This is a genomic window from Spirochaetota bacterium, assembly GCA_038043445.1.
In the GTDB taxonomy this organism is placed as follows: Bacteria; Spirochaetota; Brachyspiria; order Brachyspirales; family JACRPF01; genus JBBTBY01.
The window spans coordinates 1-16103 of the sequence record JBBTBY010000013.1; the positions used below are offsets into that span (position 1 = coordinate 1).

Annotated in this window: 15 protein-coding genes; 11 read left to right on the forward strand and 4 right to left on the reverse strand. The window is 55.8% G+C overall.

Annotation, left to right across the window (positions count from 1 at the left end):
* The 5 genes from der to AABZ39_01740 form a co-directional block, all read left to right on the forward strand.
* Positions 1–1046: ribosome biogenesis GTPase Der (gene der, locus AABZ39_01720; GenBank protein MEK6793466.1), on the forward strand; the 1046-nt coding region annotated here is incomplete at its 5' end.
* Positions 1043–1753, forward strand: coding sequence for a glycerol-3-phosphate acyltransferase (locus AABZ39_01725; protein ID MEK6793467.1), 711 nt, complete (start codon positions 1043–1045; stop codon positions 1751–1753). The genes der and AABZ39_01725, both read left to right, overlap by 4 nt.
* A complete protein-coding gene (locus AABZ39_01730) occupies positions 1734–2741 on the forward strand; it encodes an NAD(P)H-dependent glycerol-3-phosphate dehydrogenase (protein ID MEK6793468.1) in 1008 nt (335 codons plus the stop codon). The genes AABZ39_01725 and AABZ39_01730 overlap by 20 nt, the downstream gene beginning before the upstream one ends.
* Positions 2738–3490 carry a hypothetical protein gene (locus AABZ39_01735; GenBank protein ID MEK6793469.1) on the forward strand — a complete coding sequence of 251 codons (753 nt, stop codon included), beginning with the start codon at positions 2738–2740 and terminating at the stop codon, positions 3488–3490. The genes AABZ39_01730 and AABZ39_01735 overlap by 4 nt, the downstream gene beginning before the upstream one ends.
* On the forward strand, positions 3487–4293 hold the full coding sequence (locus tag AABZ39_01740; GenBank protein ID MEK6793470.1) for a metallophosphoesterase: 807 nt from the start codon (positions 3487–3489) through the stop codon (positions 4291–4293). The genes AABZ39_01735 and AABZ39_01740 overlap by 4 nt, the downstream gene beginning before the upstream one ends.
* Positions 4294–4301: 8 nt before the next feature.
* On the opposite strand, the gene AABZ39_01745 is transcribed toward AABZ39_01740, so the two are convergent.
* Positions 4302–5552 carry a replication-associated recombination protein A gene (locus AABZ39_01745; GenBank protein ID MEK6793471.1) on the reverse strand — a complete coding sequence of 417 codons (1251 nt, stop codon included), beginning with the start codon at positions 5550–5552 and terminating at the stop codon, positions 4302–4304.
* A 93-nt stretch (positions 5553–5645) separates the two neighbouring features.
* Positions 5646–6638, reverse strand: a complete 993-nt coding sequence (locus AABZ39_01750; protein ID MEK6793472.1) for a hypothetical protein — start codon at positions 6636–6638, stop codon at positions 5646–5648.
* 378 nt (positions 6639–7016) lie between these two features.
* Between AABZ39_01750 and AABZ39_01755 the strand changes: the two genes are divergently transcribed.
* Genes AABZ39_01755 through AABZ39_01775 form a run of 5 tightly spaced genes read left to right on the forward strand, consistent with a single transcriptional unit; the run spans position 7017 to position 10318 of the window.
* The gene (locus AABZ39_01755; protein MEK6793473.1) at positions 7017–7574 is read left to right on the forward strand and encodes a YceI family protein; all 558 of its coding nucleotides are present in this window, start codon (positions 7017–7019) and stop codon (positions 7572–7574) included.
* A 7-nt stretch (positions 7575–7581) separates the two neighbouring features.
* Positions 7582–7761: a hypothetical protein gene (locus AABZ39_01760; GenBank protein ID MEK6793474.1), complete on the forward strand. Its 180-nt coding sequence runs from the start codon at positions 7582–7584 to the stop codon at positions 7759–7761.
* A 32-nt stretch (positions 7762–7793) separates the two neighbouring features.
* Complete coding sequence (locus AABZ39_01765) at positions 7794–8756, forward strand: ATP-binding cassette domain-containing protein (protein MEK6793475.1); 963 nt, start codon at positions 7794–7796, stop codon at positions 8754–8756.
* Positions 8753–9466 (forward strand): ABC transporter permease, encoded by a 714-nt coding sequence (locus AABZ39_01770; protein ID MEK6793476.1) that lies wholly within the window; start codon positions 8753–8755, stop codon positions 9464–9466. The genes AABZ39_01765 and AABZ39_01770 overlap by 4 nt, the downstream gene beginning before the upstream one ends.
* A 6-nt stretch (positions 9467–9472) precedes the next feature.
* The gene (locus AABZ39_01775) at positions 9473–10318 is read left to right on the forward strand and encodes an undecaprenyl-diphosphate phosphatase (protein ID MEK6793477.1); all 846 of its coding nucleotides are present in this window, start codon (positions 9473–9475) and stop codon (positions 10316–10318) included.
* Between the two features lie 335 nt (positions 10319–10653).
* Here AABZ39_01775 and AABZ39_01780 read toward each other — a convergent pair whose 3' ends face one another.
* Positions 10654–12240, reverse strand: coding sequence for a hypothetical protein (locus AABZ39_01780; protein ID MEK6793478.1), 1587 nt, complete (start codon positions 12238–12240; stop codon positions 10654–10656).
* A 438-nt stretch (positions 12241–12678) separates the two neighbouring features.
* Here AABZ39_01780 and aspS point away from each other — a divergent pair, with 438 nt between their 5' ends.
* Complete coding sequence (gene aspS / locus AABZ39_01785; protein ID MEK6793479.1) at positions 12679–14454, forward strand: aspartate--tRNA ligase; 1776 nt, start codon at positions 12679–12681, stop codon at positions 14452–14454.
* An 11-nt stretch (positions 14455–14465) separates the two neighbouring features.
* On the opposite strand, the gene AABZ39_01790 is transcribed toward aspS, so the two are convergent.
* Complete coding sequence (locus AABZ39_01790) at positions 14466–16076, reverse strand: hypothetical protein (GenBank protein MEK6793480.1); 1611 nt, start codon at positions 16074–16076, stop codon at positions 14466–14468.
* Between the last annotated feature and the right edge of the window lie 27 nt (positions 16077–16103).

The following is a 16103-nucleotide window of genomic DNA, read 5'->3' on the forward strand; positions in this document are numbered from 1 at the left end:
CGGACGACGGCTTCTATGCGCGGCGGATAAAAAAACTCGGCAAGCCCGTTCTCCTCGTCATCAACAAAGCGGACAATGATACTCGTGCGCAGGCGGCGTATGAATTCGATCGCCTGGGTTTTTCCGAGAAGCTCGTGATAAGCGCTGAACACAGCATTGGTCTCGCCGATCTTACCGAGGTGATAGAAGCGCATATCCCGGATATTCCCGTCGATCAGCAGATCACTGAGGATCAGACCCGGCCGACCGATGAAGTGAACATCGCCATCGTTGGAAAACCGAATACCGGTAAATCGACCCTGCTCAACACGCTCGTCGGTGATGACAGAAGCATCGTAAGCGAGATAGCCGGCACTACGCGCGATCCGGTCGACTCGCTCATCGAATTCAAGGGTAAGCGCGTACGCCTCGTCGATACGGCGGGCATCCGGAAGAAAAAGCGCGTCGCCGAGGACATCGAGTACTACAGCGTCAACCGCGCCATAAAGGTGATAGAATCGTGCGACGTGGCGATACTCCTCATCGATATCACCGACGGCTTCACCGATCAGGATAAGAAGATAGCCTCGCTCATCGTCGATAGAAGGCGCGGGCTTGTCATCGGCGTCAATAAATGGGACAAGCACCCGGAAGACGTATCGTGGGCCGACTATGAAGCGTATCTCAGGAAAGAATTGCAGGTGGCACCATACGCGGTGATCACGAAGCTTTCCGGCATGAAGAAAAAGGACGCCGATCAGATAATGTCGCTCGCGCTCCGGGTGGCCGCCGTACGCGAAACGAAACTGGAAACGCATGCGCTTACCGAGCTTCTTCACGGCGCCACCAAACGCTATTCGGTGACCGCGGGGAAAACGACGTTCAAAGTGTTCTACGTGGTGCAGACCGACATCAAACCGCCGACATTTTTGCTTTTTTGCAATCATCCTGATACAATAGCGATGCATTATCGGCGTTATCTCGAACACCGCCGGCGGGAAGTGTACGATTTCCGGGGCACGCCGATAGAGATGCGATACAAGAAGCGCAGGGAGGAGAAACGATGAGCGATATCCTGATACCAACAGCCGTGTTCATCGCATGCTATCTTGTCGGGGCCGTTCCGTTCTCGCTGCTTATCGGTTTTGCTGCGGGTGTGGACATCCGTACAAAGGGGAGCGGCAATATCGGCGCTACGAATGTCATTCGTTCAGCGGGGCTTGTGCCGGGCATATTCGCCTTCGTTCTCGATATCGGCAAGGGCCTCGGGATGGTCATCGCAGCCTATTTCGTTCTCGGTCATTTCATTCCCGGCTATCCGAAATGGTATCTTGTCGCCGCTGCGCTCGCCGCCATCATCGGCCATATCTTCCCGGTGTATCTGAAATTCAAGGGCGGTAAAGGCGTTGCCACATCGGCGGGTGCGGTATTCGTACTCGCCCCGGTGTCGGTCATCACCTCAGCGATAGCATTCGGCATTGCGTTCTTTGCGTCGGGGAAAACGGTCGCCATAGGCTCGACAGCCGCCGCGATAACGTTTCCCATTATACTGACGATATTTCAATTCTGCATACCGTCGTTTAACACCTGGTTCTTCGGCATCGATTATCCGTATCTCCTCGCGCTTTCGCTCATCGTCTGCGCATTCATCGTCATCCGGCACATACCGAATTATAAGCGTCTTCTTGCCGGCTCGGAAATGAGCTTTTCGAAAAAGAAAGCCGCAAAAAAATCGTCGAAAGGAAAGCGTTCCGGTGGACGCCGAAACAAGTAATCGCATCGGCATTATCGGGGCCGGCGGCTGGGGACTGGCGCTTGCCAACGTTCTATCATCGCGTCATGCGGTAAGCGTGTGGGTATACGAGAAGCCGGAATTGGATGCGCTTAGCCGCGATCGTGAATCGAGGACATATCTTCCCGACATCAAGCTCAATGCCTCGATACGCTTCTCCGATTCCCTTGAGGACACCGCTCGCGATACGGATGTTATCGTGATGGTCACGCCGTCATTCGCCTATCGCTCGGCGGCGGAAGGCATAGCGCCGTTCATAACGAAGAAGACCGTCGTCGTATCCGCAACGAAGGGGCTTGAGGTCGGCAGCACGCGTACGATGAGCGAAGTGGCGCGAAGCGTTCTGCCGAAAGGCGTGGAAGTGCTCACGCTCTCGGGGCCGTCGCATGCCGAAGAGGTGGGGCGTCTTGTGCCTACCGCGGTGGTCCTTGCGGGGAAAAAGCTGTCGACAGCGCGCCGTATCCGCGATGTGTTCATGACGCCGCCGTATTTCCGCGTCTATACGTCCGATGATCAGAAGGGAGTAGAACTCGGCGGATCGCTCAAGAACATCATCGCCATCGCAGCGGGCGTCATCGACGGGCTTCATCTCGGCGATAATCCCAAAGCAGCGCTCATCACGCGCGGCTTGGCGGAGATAGTGCGCTTCGGCGTTACGCACGGGGCGAAGGCAAAGACGTTCTACGGACTTTCGGGCGTGGGCGACCTCATCGTCACCTGCGCGAGCGAATTGAGCCGCAATCATCACGTGGGGCGCCTCATCGCCGAAGGGAAGAACTACGATGATATTCGTGCATCGATGAAGCAGGTCGCCGAGGGCGTATATGCGGCGAAGGCGATACATGAATACGCGAAAAAGCATAAGGTCGTCATGCCGATAACCGAGAGCGTGTACCGCGTTCTCTTTGAGAAATCCAATGCGAAAGAAGAGCTCATGGCGCTCATGAGCCGCGGGGCGAAAGAGGAATGATGTCCCGCTTCGGTGTGCGCTTTTCACGCGCCTGTATCACCCTCTGCATCGCAGGCTTCTTCACTGTACCATGTTTCGGGGCGACGAACACGAATGTGTCGTGGATATCACACGACATGGAAGCCTATGCCGCCCTCGATGTGAACCGAATGCTCGGGGTATCGTTCGATACGCGCGTGCTCTACCGTGCGCTTCTGTGGGATCACGTGCGTGCGTCCGCGGGTATTTCGTTCACGTGGATGTCACCGTCGCTTGACGGGTACTTCCTTTCCGTGCGATATGAGAATATCCTCGATACCGGTCTCGGTGCCGGCGTCTCCTTCATCGCCGATATATTCCCCGCATCGCTCAAAGCAGTGCACGGCATCATCCCCTCGCTGTCCTGGCGCATGCAGTTCTTTTTCGCTGAATTCGGCGTTGCGTTGCGTTCCTTCACCGCCGACAGCGCCGCGATATGGAACATTTTTCACTACGCAAGCCCCGTCTTCGAAACGCTCTTCCATTATCAGATCGGATGCACCTTCGCATTCTTCAACGAATTCTGGACGCTCACGGCGTCGTTCGGCAACTTCGATGAATTCTACATCGGCAATTTCGGCACCATCATGCTCCGCATGCGCAATGAATTCCTTGTCTCCGCACCGTGGCGCGTCTTTGCCGATGTGACGATACGCCCGAGCGGGTCCCTTGCACTGGCGGGCACCTATGCCGTGATCTTTATCTGCATCGGCGGACGGGTGACACTATGATGCGCGCGGTGCTCGCTGCCGCGCTCGGTGCCGTGCTCATGCTCGGCTGCTCGCTCGATCCGTTCGGCTTCCTCGCCTCCTCCGATGTCGATGAGCGCTTCAACGACGGGCTTTCGCTCCCCGCGCCGACGAACCTTTCGCTCACGCCGCCGTACTCCTTCGTCGTCATCGCCGATACGCACGTGCACGACGCGGAGTCGGCAGCGCGTGTGGCATCGCTTTCCCTAAAGCTCATCGCTGCCGATGAATTCGTCCTCGCCGCAGGCGATCTCGTGCAGAACGGCTTGAGAAGCGATGTGATACTCTTTACGAACGCCATGCGGGAAGCGACAGCCGCGCTCGGCATACCCTGGTTCGCCGTCCCGGGGAATCATGACCTCTACTTCGGCGGCTGGACGAATTTCCGCGAGCACATCGGCCGTTCGATATACTCCTTCTCCGCCGGAGCGCTTCGCGTCATAGCTATGGACTCTGCGAACGGCACGCTCGGAAAAAAGCAGTATGACTGGCTCTCACAGACGCTGGCGAGCCGCTCCGAAGCACACTGCATCGTGTTCACGCACTTTCAATTCTTCAGCCCGGCGATAACCGAGACGCAGCAGTATACCGATATCGAAGAGGCGGCATATCTCATGTATCTTTTCGAAACGAGGTCGGTATCCTATGTGCTGAGCGGGCATTCACATGCGGATGTGCATCACATGATAAACGGCGTGTCGTATCTTACGGTCGCGAATCACCCGGCATCGATAGTACGGATGACGGTGACAGCAACGAATATGACGCATGTGGTCTTGCATTGATCGAACACTCACCCGCCCTTCAATTGCTTCATTATCCACTCATATCGCTTCTTCAGTTCCTTCTCGAAACCGATGTCCGCAGGATCGTAGTACGATGCATTCTTCGACAGATATTCCTGCGCGACGATGTGATAGGGGAAATTGTGCGGATATTTGTATTCACCCGGACCGTTCTTATCGCGTTCGGATGAGTGAGAATCCTTGAGATAATTCGGTACCGCCGGCACATCACCGGCGCGAACTTCGGTAAGCGCTTTGTTTATCGCTCGATATGCCGAATTCGATTTCGGGCTCAGCGCGAGATAGAGCGCGCATTCGGAGAGTATGAGCGATGCCTCCGGCATGCCGACAAGATCGACGAGCGTGAACGCGGAGGCGGCCACCGTGAGTGCATTGGGGTCGGCTAAGCCTATGTCCTCGGCGGCAAGTATCGAGAGGCGGCGGGCTATGAAACGCGGGTCCTCGCCGGACTCAAGCATGCGCGCGAGATAGTGGACGGCCGCGTGGGGGTCGCTCCCGCGTATCGATTTTATGAACGCGCTTATGACATCATAATGCTCATCGCCGTCGCGGTCGTAGCGGAGTGCCTTCTTCTGCACCACCTCGGAAACAATGTCGCGCGTGACCGCGGTGCCGCGGTCCTCGTCCATGACGGAAGCGAGGAAAGCGAATTCAAGATACGTGAGCGCCTTGCGCACATCACCGAGCGCGGCCTTGACGATGGCGGTGACCGCGTCGTCGTCGATGGCGACCTTTTCGTTCCCGAGACCGTCGGCATGGGAGATGGCGCGCATGACCGATGAGCGCACGTCGTCGTCGGAGAGTTCCTTGAACGCGAAGAGCATGACGCGCGAGAGAAGCGCATTGGTGAGATAGAAATACGGGTTCTGCGTTGTCGAGCCGATGAGTATCACCGTGCCCGCCTCGAGCGAGGGGAGGAGCGCGTCCTGCTGGCCTTTGTTGAAGCGGTGTATCTCATCGATGAAGAGTATCGTCTTCTTTCCGGCGCGGAGGTTCTTTTCGCCGGTGCGTATCGCATCGCGGAGTTCCGCCACGTTGGAAAGAACGGCGTTGATGCGGAGGTACGCGCAGTGCGTGCGTTCGGCGATGATGGCCGCCAATGTCGATTTGCCGGTTCCCGGAGGGCCGTGGAAAATAAGCGAGGTGAGAATATCCCTTTCTATCAATCGGCGGAGGGGTTTTCCTTCTCCGAGAATATGCGATTGACCGGCCATATCAGCGAGCGTCCGCGGGCGCATTCTGTCGGCAAGCGGGCCTTTCGAACCGGATGTCCCCTCAGGCGGGGGCGCTTCATCAAAAAGATCGCTCGACTCCGCCACGGGATTGTTCCGCTACTTCGGTGTGCGCGTTTTAATGACCGTATCGAGTGCGGTAAGATGATGGGCGAGCGTATCCAGGCGCGGCTTTAATTCATAGGCGAGGAGATCGGATACGGTGACGTAGTCGTCGGTCTTGAACGCATCGAGCACGCCCACGAGCACATCCTGAAGGCTTTTTATCTGCGCTTCGAGCGTGACGTTCCCGTGCGTGATGGACGAATAGTCGAGCGAGAACGTTTCCTGTATGCGCGCAAGGACGGAGATGATGCTCCCCACGCCGTCGCAGAATTTATCGATGCCGGTAAGCGCCGCCTTATCGCGTCCCTTGTGGAGGAGGATAACGACCTTGTCGAGCAGCGATGAGAGCGGGGTGACGAGCCCGATGAGCGAGGCAAGGCGCTCATGCGCGTTCTCCGCCGTTATCGCGCCGCCGATCAGCTTCAAGAGCTGTATCTCGGCATTGGCGATGTGCAGGAGCACATGATGCCCGAGGTCGGCGAGGAACGGGACTATGTCATCGGCAAAGAATTTCCGTGCGGACGCATCCGCATCGTTCACAAGCCGTGCGAGCCGCTCTTTCTTTATTTCAAGGAGCTTCAGCTTCTCGTTCGTGTTCTCCTCGTTGAGATTGATGCCGAGCAGATGCGCCGATCGCGGGAGTATCGAGATGAGCCATCCGATGCCGTCCACCGCGTCGGCAAGCTTCACGGATGCGTCATCCTTCGCGGCAACGAGGCGTTCGATGTGCTCGTATGCGCTCGTAAGCGACGTGTACGCGTATTCCTCGTATGCCATTGCGTGGAAATGTATCGTCTTCACGCCGGAAATCGGCACATCGCTCCCGGCATTATCGACGACATAGAGCACGTTCCCGTCGACGACGACATCGGTTATCGCCATGCGCTCGCCGGCGCACCACGTTTCCATGCCTGCGATGATATCGGCCACGGTCTTTTCCTGTTCGACCTTGAGATCGAACGGCGTATCGTTGAGAAGGACCTGCATACGATTCCTCTTCATGTTTACATAATAATACGCCATGGTATAGTTTTCCCGGCGAAATAGCAAGAATACGGTGAGACCCAAATCCTCACATAAGGATAAAGAGAAACCACGGAGATCACGGAGAAAAGGCCGAGAAAGAACGGAAGGGCAGCTGAACATTTTCACCCGAAAGATGACACCCTCTGCGCATTATCCTCCATGCTTTTTATTGCACTCTCTTACGTCCTCTGTGCTCTCCGTGGTTTTATTTTCTTACGTGATAATTCGGGTGAGACCCGCCGCGGCAGCGAGTGATCGCGTATGCCGCTGTCCGGTGTTTACTTCGCCGGCTTGGATTATTACCTTATCTGCGAAGTAAATATTGAGAAGGAGTTCCTCATGAAAGCGATCATCCCACTTTCGTTCATGCTTCTTGCAGCTGCGCTCTCCGCGAGAACGTATATCGCGGACCCGGCGCATTCAAGCATCGGCTTCTCCGTGAAACATCTTGGGATAAGCACGGTGCGGGGACTGTTCAAGACGTTCACGACGACGTTCTCCGCCGATGAGGAGAAGGGCGTCATCAGTGCGCTGTCAGCCGACATAGACACGGCAAGCGTGGATACGCGTGTGGATATGCGCGATAACCATCTTCGCAGCGCCGATTTCTTCGATGTGAAGCAGTTTCCCGCGGCGAAATTCGTCATGAAGTCGTATACGGGGACGAAGGCGGGCGGGAAGATCCTCGGCGATCTTACGCTGCACGGAGTTACAAAACCCGTAACGCTCGACCTCGTTATCACGGGGAGCATGACGGACAAGAACGGCAAGACGCGCATCGCCGGTACCGCAACGGGTGTCATCAATCGCACCGATTTCGGCGTGGGAAAAAAGGGCGAAATGCCGGTCAGCGAGAGCGTTACGCTTACCATCGACATCGAGGCCATAGCGCAGTAAGGCGCGCGTGATACGATTTTCGGGCGAAGGGAATATATCCGCACGCGGTGCCGCGGCGAAACACGGCATCGGTGCGGATGCAGCCGAAAAGATCGGGAAGCGCCTGGCCGCGAAGAGCTGTATCGTGGCGGCCGATGCGGTGAACGATATCGCCGCCGCAAGGGAAAAGGACGGTCTTTTGTCTTGATTTTTAGCGCGGACGCGGTATACTGCGGCGCCATGATAGAAGTACGCTCCATCGTCAAGGATTACGGCGAACACCGCGCGCTCTCCGATGTTTCATTCACGGTAGCCCGCGGGGACATCGTCGGGCTTCTCGGCCCCAACGGCGCGGGGAAAACGACGACCATGCGCATCATCACCGGCTTCCTTCCGGCGACATCCGGTGAAGTGTTCGTGGCCGGCGCCGAAGTGCATGACGATCCCCTCTCGGTGAAAAAGCGCATCGGCTATATGCCTGAGAACGTGGCGCTCTACAACGAAATGCGCGTGGCCGATTATCTTTCCTTCTGCGCGGAACTGAAAGGCGTCGCATCGAACGCTATCGCTTCGAAGGTCGATACGGCCATGGAGCTCGTGAAATTGACCGATAAGCGGCGCGTCGTGATAGGCCGTCTTTCGAAGGGGTACCGCCAGCGCGTGGGGCTCGCCCAGGCGATACTGCATGAACCCGATGTGCTCATACTCGATGAGCCGACGGTGGGCCTTGATCCCAATCAGATCGTGGAGATACGTTCGCTCATTTCATCGCTCGCCGGAAGCCGCACGGTCATCATATCAAGTCATATACTCCCCGAGATAGAAGCGACATGCAAGCGCGCGATAATCATCAACGGCGGTAAGGTCATCGCCACCGACACCATCGAAGGGCTTAAGCGCCGCGTGGAGACGGAGATAAAGGGCGGTAATGTGCTCGTGCGCGTCCGCGAAAAAATGAATGAAGCGGTGGCGGACCTTCGACGCATGATCGGCGTATCGAGCGTGAAGACCGCCGAGGACGGCTTTATCCGCATACAGAGCGAAACGGGCACCGATATACGGTCCGACGTCGCGCGCATGCTCGTCACGAAAGGGTACGATGTCGTCGAATTGACGGCGAACGCCATCGATCTCGAAGAGATATTCATTCACCTGACGCACAAGGGCAATGCACACGGGGCACATGCCGGGGCACATGCATGAAGGCGCGCAACGTACGCACGATATTCCTCCGCGAGCTCCGCTCGTTCTACATATCGCCGCTCTATTACATACTCGGCTTCATCTATCTCGCGCTCACGGGCTTTTTCTTCACCATGGACATTCACTTCGTCAAGCTCGCGGTGATGGAGAACTCGCTCTACAATATCGGTTTCTTCTCGATACTCTTCCTTTCCATTCTCTGCATCAAGCTCGTTTCCGAGGAGAAATCGTCGGGAACGTTCGAGCTCGTGATGACCTCTCCCATACAGTCGTTCGAATATGTGCTCGGCAAATATCTTTCGGTGCTCACCGTCTACGCATCGTTCCTTATCATAACGCTCGCCTACCCGGTATTCCTCATGATATTCGGCACGCCCGATGTCGGCGTCATACTCTCAGGCTATCTCGGGCTATTCCTTCTCGGCGCGGCCGTGCTCGGGCTCGGCCTTGTGGCCACATCGCTCACGCGTTCGCAGCTTGTCGCCGCCATTCTCGGCGTCTCGCTCGCACTCCTCGCGTATGTGATCAACTGGATAGCGGATATGTTCTACTCCGCCAAGCGCGTGCTCGAGGCCATATCGATAACCACGCAGTTCGCCAATTTCACCAAGGGCCTCATCGACGTGTCGAACATCCTCTTCTTCATTACATGGATAACCGTCTGTCTCGCCGTCTCCACGCTCATCGTTGAATCGTACAAATGGCGATAGCGCGCGATGCTTGAAGCCTTCATACTCGGCGCCGTACAGGGTGTAACGGAATTCCTTCCCGTGTCAAGCTCGACGCATCTGCGATTTCTGCATCACTTCTTCGGCTTCGATCTTTCCATGAACACCGTCGCCTTCGATATCACGCTCCATTGCGCGACATTGCTTGCCGTTGTCATCGTGTTCCGAGAGGAGATACGCACGGTGATCACAGGCTTCATGAAAGCACTCACCCCGTCATCGATAAAGGACATACGGCGCACCTGGCGTAAGAACGAGCAATTGCGCTTCGTCATCTACGTTCTCACTGCAACGGCGTTGACCTTCCTCGTTTATTTTGCGATGAAAATGCTCGGCGTTCCGCTCAAAGACACCGTATCATCAGATGCAGAGGCGGAACGCGGCATGCTCATGACGTTCTCGGCGGGGCTCATCGTCACCGGTTTCATACTCTTCGCATCGCTTCTGGCGAAACGCTATGGACAGCATCGCAAGCCGACCGTCATCATTGCCATTATCGTCGGCATCGCGCAGGGGCTCGCCCTCTTTCCCGGCATTTCACGCTCAGGGATTACGATAACCGCAGCGCTTCTCTCGGGGATATCGCCGGCAGCCGCAGGAAGCCTTTCTTTCCTGCTCTCTTTACCCGCGGTCGCCGGAGCGGCGCTCCTTGACGTGAAGAACATCGCCGCTATGGAACTCATCCCGCTTGCCGTCGGATTTATAAGCGCGTTCGTATTCGGTTATTGTGCGCTGAGGCTCCTCATCGCCATGATACGCCGCGGGAGTTTTTTCGTGTTCGGTTTCTACTGCATTGCGGCAGGCGTTTCGATGATCGTCTATCTGATGCGGTAGCGTAACTGATTTATCACATGGGCGCTGTCAATAGGTGTGAGAATGTGTATTGCAGGTAAGGAAAATAAGCCACGGATATGGTGGCGACCGCGTAGGCGTCTGTCGCGAAAATAGAGAACAGCGGGTTGCAACCCGCTGTTCTCATCGATCCTGATAAATTCTTGATGCTCATTATTCTTCGTTATGGGCGAGTAGCATTTTCGCGACAGCCTCCGTAGTTGCTTTGCGATTATTATAAAGAGCGATCTGCACCGCATTGCTGCACACAACAAATGAAAAAGGCCGTCCGCTGTTACTGTGCGGACGGCCTTTTTGTGATAAGGTTACAGTAGATACTAGAAGCGCATGCTTGCTTGTATCGACCAGTTGCCGAGAGACCAGATATCCGTTGCAACAACGGTACCTGTGTTGACGTACTGCATGTCGATCGTAAAGTCTTTCGAAACGGTGAACGTAAGACCGACTGAATACGCTACACCAGTAGTCCAGCTTGCGAGTCCCGCCACATTGGTAGATGCCGTTTCGTTGCCGGCACCGAAGTTCGTGGTCGTTGTCGTCACGCCGTTGGTGATCAACGTCGAAGTGATCTTATTCGGCACTGAGGTGCTTGTCGTCGAGGAATACGAATACGCGAATCTCGGCTGTATGCCGGCGCGTATCGCCAACCACTCCGTGCAATCGATCTGAACAGCGGCCGGAACGAATATGCTTCCCGCAATGGTCTGTACATTCATGCTGGTCGTGTTCGCCGTCGGTGTCTGCAGCTGATAGCTGTATCCATTCGACCCCATAAGAGTGAAATTCGTCGTCGATTGTACGTACGATTCCGGCGTGTATGTCGCCTCAAGTCCGAGGCCGGCTCCAAGTTTTATCTTGTTGTCGGCGATGCGCGTGTTCATATAGAGGCAGTTACTCGTCGAAAGCGGCAGCGCCATATACCCGTCCTGATACGTCACATTGGACACTGTCACGTTGCTCGTGTACCCCACCGCAGGGACATAATCTCTCCTCCCCGAGTTGATGGCGGTAGCGCCGTTGAAGCGCATTCCGAGAGCAGCGTTCAGTGATGCATACAGTTTCAGTCCGATGTCCTTTGCGAGCGTCATTCGTGTTGCGGCACCGAGCCCGAAATAATTAACGCTCGTATTGTTCACCCAGTTCTGGTTGCTGGCGACCGGCGTAGTGATCGTATTCGTCGGGAACACGTTGGTCTCGCCGTATGAGCCGATGGTCGCGTTCTCAACAAGCCGATACGATATCGGTATGTAGATCTGCATATCGCCCATTTTCACGGCCGGGGTCAGTATATGCGTGATCGTATTCGTGCTCTGCCGGTTACCGGGATTATATCCCAACGTGAGCGTATTCCAGATGGTCCCGTTATTGGTCGCAAGCGCGTTGGACACCAAGTTCCCCTGCTGCGCGCCGAGATTATCAAGCGTTCCAGAACGATTGTTCATGTTCATGATAAGCTCATACGATATACCGAGCTTCATCGCATCGCTGTTGATAAGGCTGGCAACGAGTTTGATGTTGCGCTGCGAGTTATCAAGCGTGAGATTTCCGGCGATCGTGCTGTTCGCAAAATTCGTTCCGTTTTGCCGAATATTGGTGCTTAACGAAAAATTGGACATCGGCGAAATGTTTTCCGTATCGTTCACGGCCAAGGTGATTCGAACAGGAAGACCGGTCATAAGACCTATCATGCCGTCCCAGTTCACCGTGTTCATGGTCGCATTGAACCCTCTCCAGCCAAGGTCAGTGATGTTCTTTTCAACCTTGAAAATGTAGAGCGGATCAGCCGCCATATATACGTCGTTCTCGAACAGGCCGTAGCTGTAGCCCCATTGCAGCGAAGTGATCGCGAATGACGAGCTTGCGATAACGCATACCGCCATCAGTGATGTGAGAATCTTTTTCATTTCTTCTAACTCCTCTTAATAATACGAGATCGTAAAGTGATTCGTTCAATTGCGCTATTGTTCCCGCTTTATTATTTTGCGAAAACGCCAGCGACTCCTCCATTTCGGTCAAGCTCATGGTTTAGCAGTTATTTCCGTGTGAAGGATTATACATTTTCAGGATATTTATGCAATACCCCCCTCGGCGTGGTGTTTGACTTTCTATTATGGTAACGCAGCGAAATAATTGCATGAGGCCGGAATCAGCAGCCAGACACGAATTACACTAATTTCCACGAATTATTCGTGGTTATTCGTGCAATTCGTGTCTATCCCTCTTAATTTGGCGTCAATCGATCAGAGCATTTCACCTACAAAATAAATTCATTCACCCGGCGTTGCGGCACATCGGTATTTACTATATAATGGCGCCGCATTCAATATGATATGAGGATGAATATGCACACCTATCGAACGCATACCTGCGGAGCGCTTTCCAAGGCGGATGTCGGGAAAACCGTCCGCGTGAGCGGCTGGATACACAATAAACGCGACCATGGCGGTGTTCTTTTCATAGACCTGCGCGACCATTACGGGCTCACGCAGGTGGTGGTACGCCCCTCGGCGCCGTTCCAGGATGCCGTCTCGCATCTTCCCAAGGAGACGGTGGTGCGCTTCGACGGCGTTGTGATAGAACGCACCCCGGAGAACGTCAACCCGAAGCTCGCCACCGGTGCGATAGAAGTGGAAGCAAGCGCATACGAAGTGCTCGGAATCGCAGAGATAGTGCCCTTCAGCGTATTCCCGGACGATCTGACATCCGAAGAGCTGCGTCTGAAGTACCGCTACCTCGATCTGCGTAAGGACCACCTGCATGCGAACATCATCCTCCGCGCGAAGGTGATTTCAGCGATACGCCAGAAGATGACATCGCTCGGTTTCAACGAATTCCAGACGCCGATACTCACCGCATCGAGCCCGGAAGGCGCGCGCGATTATCTCGTACCCTCGCGCGTGCACGCGGGGAAATTCTACGCACTCCCGCAGGCCCCGCAGCAGTTCAAGCAGCTCCTCATGATGTCGGGGTTTGACCGCTACTTCCAGGTCGCGCCCTGTTTCCGCGACGAGGACTCACGCGCCGACCGCTCGCCCGGTGAATTCTATCAGCTCGATATCGAGATGTCGTTCGTCACGCAGGACGATATCTTTACGACGCTTGAGGATGTGATGTACACCATATTCACGCAGTTCTCCTCGTGGCAGATGACGAAGCCCCCGTTCCCCCGCATCCCGTACCGTGAGTCCATGGTGAAATACGGCACCGACAAGCCGGACCTCCGCATACCGATAGAGAACCGCGATGTGAGCGACATCTTCAAGCGCTCGGATTTCAAGATATTCAAGGACATTATCGCGAAGGGCGGCGTCGTCCGCGCGATACCGGTGAAGGGCATCGTCGATGAGCCGCGGAGCTTTTTTGACAAGCTCGTCGAGTTCGCGCAGTCCCTCGGCTCGAAAGGCCTTGCGTATCTCCAGTTCGAAAAGGACGGCTCGATAAAGGGGCCGCTCATGAAATTCCTCACACCGGAGCGCATCAAGGAGATAACCGACAGCTGCGGCATCGGCAGCGGCGACGTTGTGTTCTTCATCTGCGAAAAACAGAAAGCGGCGGACAGTCTCGCCGGTCAGATACGCACGAAGATAGGCACTGATCTCAAACTCATCGAAGAGAACGTGTTCAAATTCTGCTGGATAACCGATTTTCCCATGTTCGAGTACAGCGACGAGGAAAAAAAGGTCATCTTCTCGCACAACCCGTTCTCCATGCCGCAGGGCGGGATGGAAGCGCTCGAGAAGAAGGACCCGCTCGATATACTCGCCTATCAGTACGACATCGTCTGCAACGGCATCGAACTCTCAAGCGGCGCGATACGCAATCACCGTCCGGACGTCATGTACAAGGCGTTTCAGATCGCCGGATATGATTCGAGCGTCGTCGATACGAAATTCCCCGCGCTCATCAATGCGTTCAAGTTCGGCGCACCGCCGCACGGGGGCATCGCACCGGGCATAGACCGTATGGTCATGCTCCTTGCGAACGAAACGAACATACGCGAGGTCATAGCCTTCCCGATGAACCAGAAGGCGCAGGACCTGCTCATGGGTGCACCGGCAGGCGTTACGCCGCGCCAGCTGAAGGAACTCCACATACGGCTCGCCGAAGAGGAAGATTGATCTCGGATCTCTTATCGTGCCCGCTCAAGATTGACGAGGAGTTTCCCGGAAAGCGAGAGCGTATCGCTCTCCGCGCGCAGGCTGAGATACACGATGCGCGGGAAGCTTTCGCGGCGGAGCATGCCGAACGTCGAAAAATATTCGTACGACAGCGGGAAATTGAAATAGAACATGCCGTGCGACGGGGCAAGCCCCATGGCGTTCATGTGCGGACTTTTTGACGCAAGATTGTCGTTACGCGATGCGCTTACGATGACGTCCTTGAGCGCGTCCAGGTCGTACGAGAAGAAGAAACGGTCCCTGATCGGGCAGAAGAATATCTTCTGGTCGCCGAGATCGTAATAATAGATGAAGCGGTCCTTGAACCGTATCTCCCGTTTTCGGAGCGCGCTGGTGCGTTTCGCAAGCGAGGCTTCAAGTGCGGGCAAAGCGGTCGCTTCATCCTTAAGCACGCACATGACGACGACATGATAGGTGTCGGTACCGCGGAGCACGCCGATAGCGGCCTCGCCCCCGACGGCAGGCAGCAGGTCGGCTATGCCGGTACGCGCGTTCATGCTGTTCAATGAAGCGGCAAGGGCCGCTGCAAAGCGGACATTGGTCATGGTGGTCGCATACGCGTACGCCGACGCATACCAGCGGCCCATATCGCGCGCAGAAAGTGAAAGCAGGAGCACCGTTGAGCGCGGGAAATACAGATGCGCCGTTTTTTTCCGCGCCGGCCCGAAGACCTCGGACAGTTCATACGAGGCATTCCCGTGATGATTGATGGAAAGCGTCACATCCGTTTCACGCGCGTGCGGACGGGCAGAGGCGAAGACCTCATCACCGCGTATGAGCTTGCCGGCGATGAATGCCAACGGCTCCACGGAGGACAATGCCGACGTACGGAAACGTGCCGTGTGAAAATAGGCCTGTACCGGAGCGGCACCGGGATCGGCCGCATCGCGGAGGAATCGCTCTTCGGACAATGCCGGCCCCTTCGAACGGTAAAAATCGATGAGGAACACAAGATTGCTGTAGCCGCCCGTACCGATGATACGCCCGCGCAACCATGCATTGTAGAACACGGGGGCATCGCCCTCGCGCCATTCCTCCACGGTCACCCCGCGATAGGACGAACGCCGTTTCTCGAGATGTCTCCCCGCAAGCCTGATCGTCGATACCGGCGTGCCGATGATCGAGAGTACGGCGCAGGGAAGATTCCCGATATCGGCGACGACATACGCCCTGCTTTCGGCGATATTCGTGGCATCACCGCTGAGAAGGATGAACGCGGCGTCCCGCGAAAGGGCTGAGCGAATGATGGAGCGCGGAAAGAACGGCAGGGAGTTGCACGCCGTGACGGCCGACCGCAGCGCCTGAAGCGAGGTACGCACTGCCTCTTCCTCTCGCAGATCGCTCGCATATTCGGATTCGAGGAAGCGCTCGGTCAGGCGCAAGGGCCCCTTGCAGGCGAGATAGAGTAACGTCGAGCGCGGCAATTCACGTACGTACACCGATCTTTTCGTAAGCCCTTTCGCACCGAACGACAGCCATGCAATAAGTGCAACGATAGCCGCGATTATGGCTATCGTCACGCCTATTTTTGTCAATTGCCGTCGCCGGCGAATGCTCATCATACCGATATCCTCGTCCGGAGGGACCGG

Bases quoted from the DNA above. Each gene is read 5' to 3' on its own strand.
- AABZ39_01725 (MEK6793467.1), top strand. From the start codon at position 1,043: ATGAGCGATATCCTGATACCAACAGCCGTGTTCATCGCATGCTATCTT.
- AABZ39_01735 (MEK6793469.1), top strand. From the start codon at position 2,738: ATGATGTCCCGCTTCGGTGTGCGCTTTTCACGCGCCTGTATCACCCTC.
- AABZ39_01740 (MEK6793470.1), top strand. From the start codon at position 3,487: ATGATGCGCGCGGTGCTCGCTGCCGCGCTCGGTGCCGTGCTCATGCTC.
- AABZ39_01745 (MEK6793471.1), bottom strand. From the start codon at position 5,552: ATGCGCCCGCGGACGCTCGCTGATATGGCCGGTCAATCGCATATTCTC.
- AABZ39_01750 (MEK6793472.1), bottom strand. From the start codon at position 6,638: ATGCAGGTCCTTCTCAACGATACGCCGTTCGATCTCAAGGTCGAACAG.
- AABZ39_01755 (MEK6793473.1), top strand. From the start codon at position 7,017: ATGAAAGCGATCATCCCACTTTCGTTCATGCTTCTTGCAGCTGCGCTC.
- AABZ39_01765 (MEK6793475.1), top strand. From the start codon at position 7,794: ATGATAGAAGTACGCTCCATCGTCAAGGATTACGGCGAACACCGCGCG.
- AABZ39_01770 (MEK6793476.1), top strand. From the start codon at position 8,753: ATGAAGGCGCGCAACGTACGCACGATATTCCTCCGCGAGCTCCGCTCG.
- AABZ39_01775 (MEK6793477.1), top strand. From the start codon at position 9,473: ATGCTTGAAGCCTTCATACTCGGCGCCGTACAGGGTGTAACGGAATTC.
- AABZ39_01780 (MEK6793478.1), bottom strand. From the start codon at position 12,240: ATGAAAAAGATTCTCACATCACTGATGGCGGTATGCGTTATCGCAAGC.
- aspS (MEK6793479.1), top strand. From the start codon at position 12,679: ATGCACACCTATCGAACGCATACCTGCGGAGCGCTTTCCAAGGCGGAT.
- AABZ39_01790 (MEK6793480.1), bottom strand. From the start codon at position 16,076: ATGATGAGCATTCGCCGGCGACGGCAATTGACAAAAATAGGCGTGACG.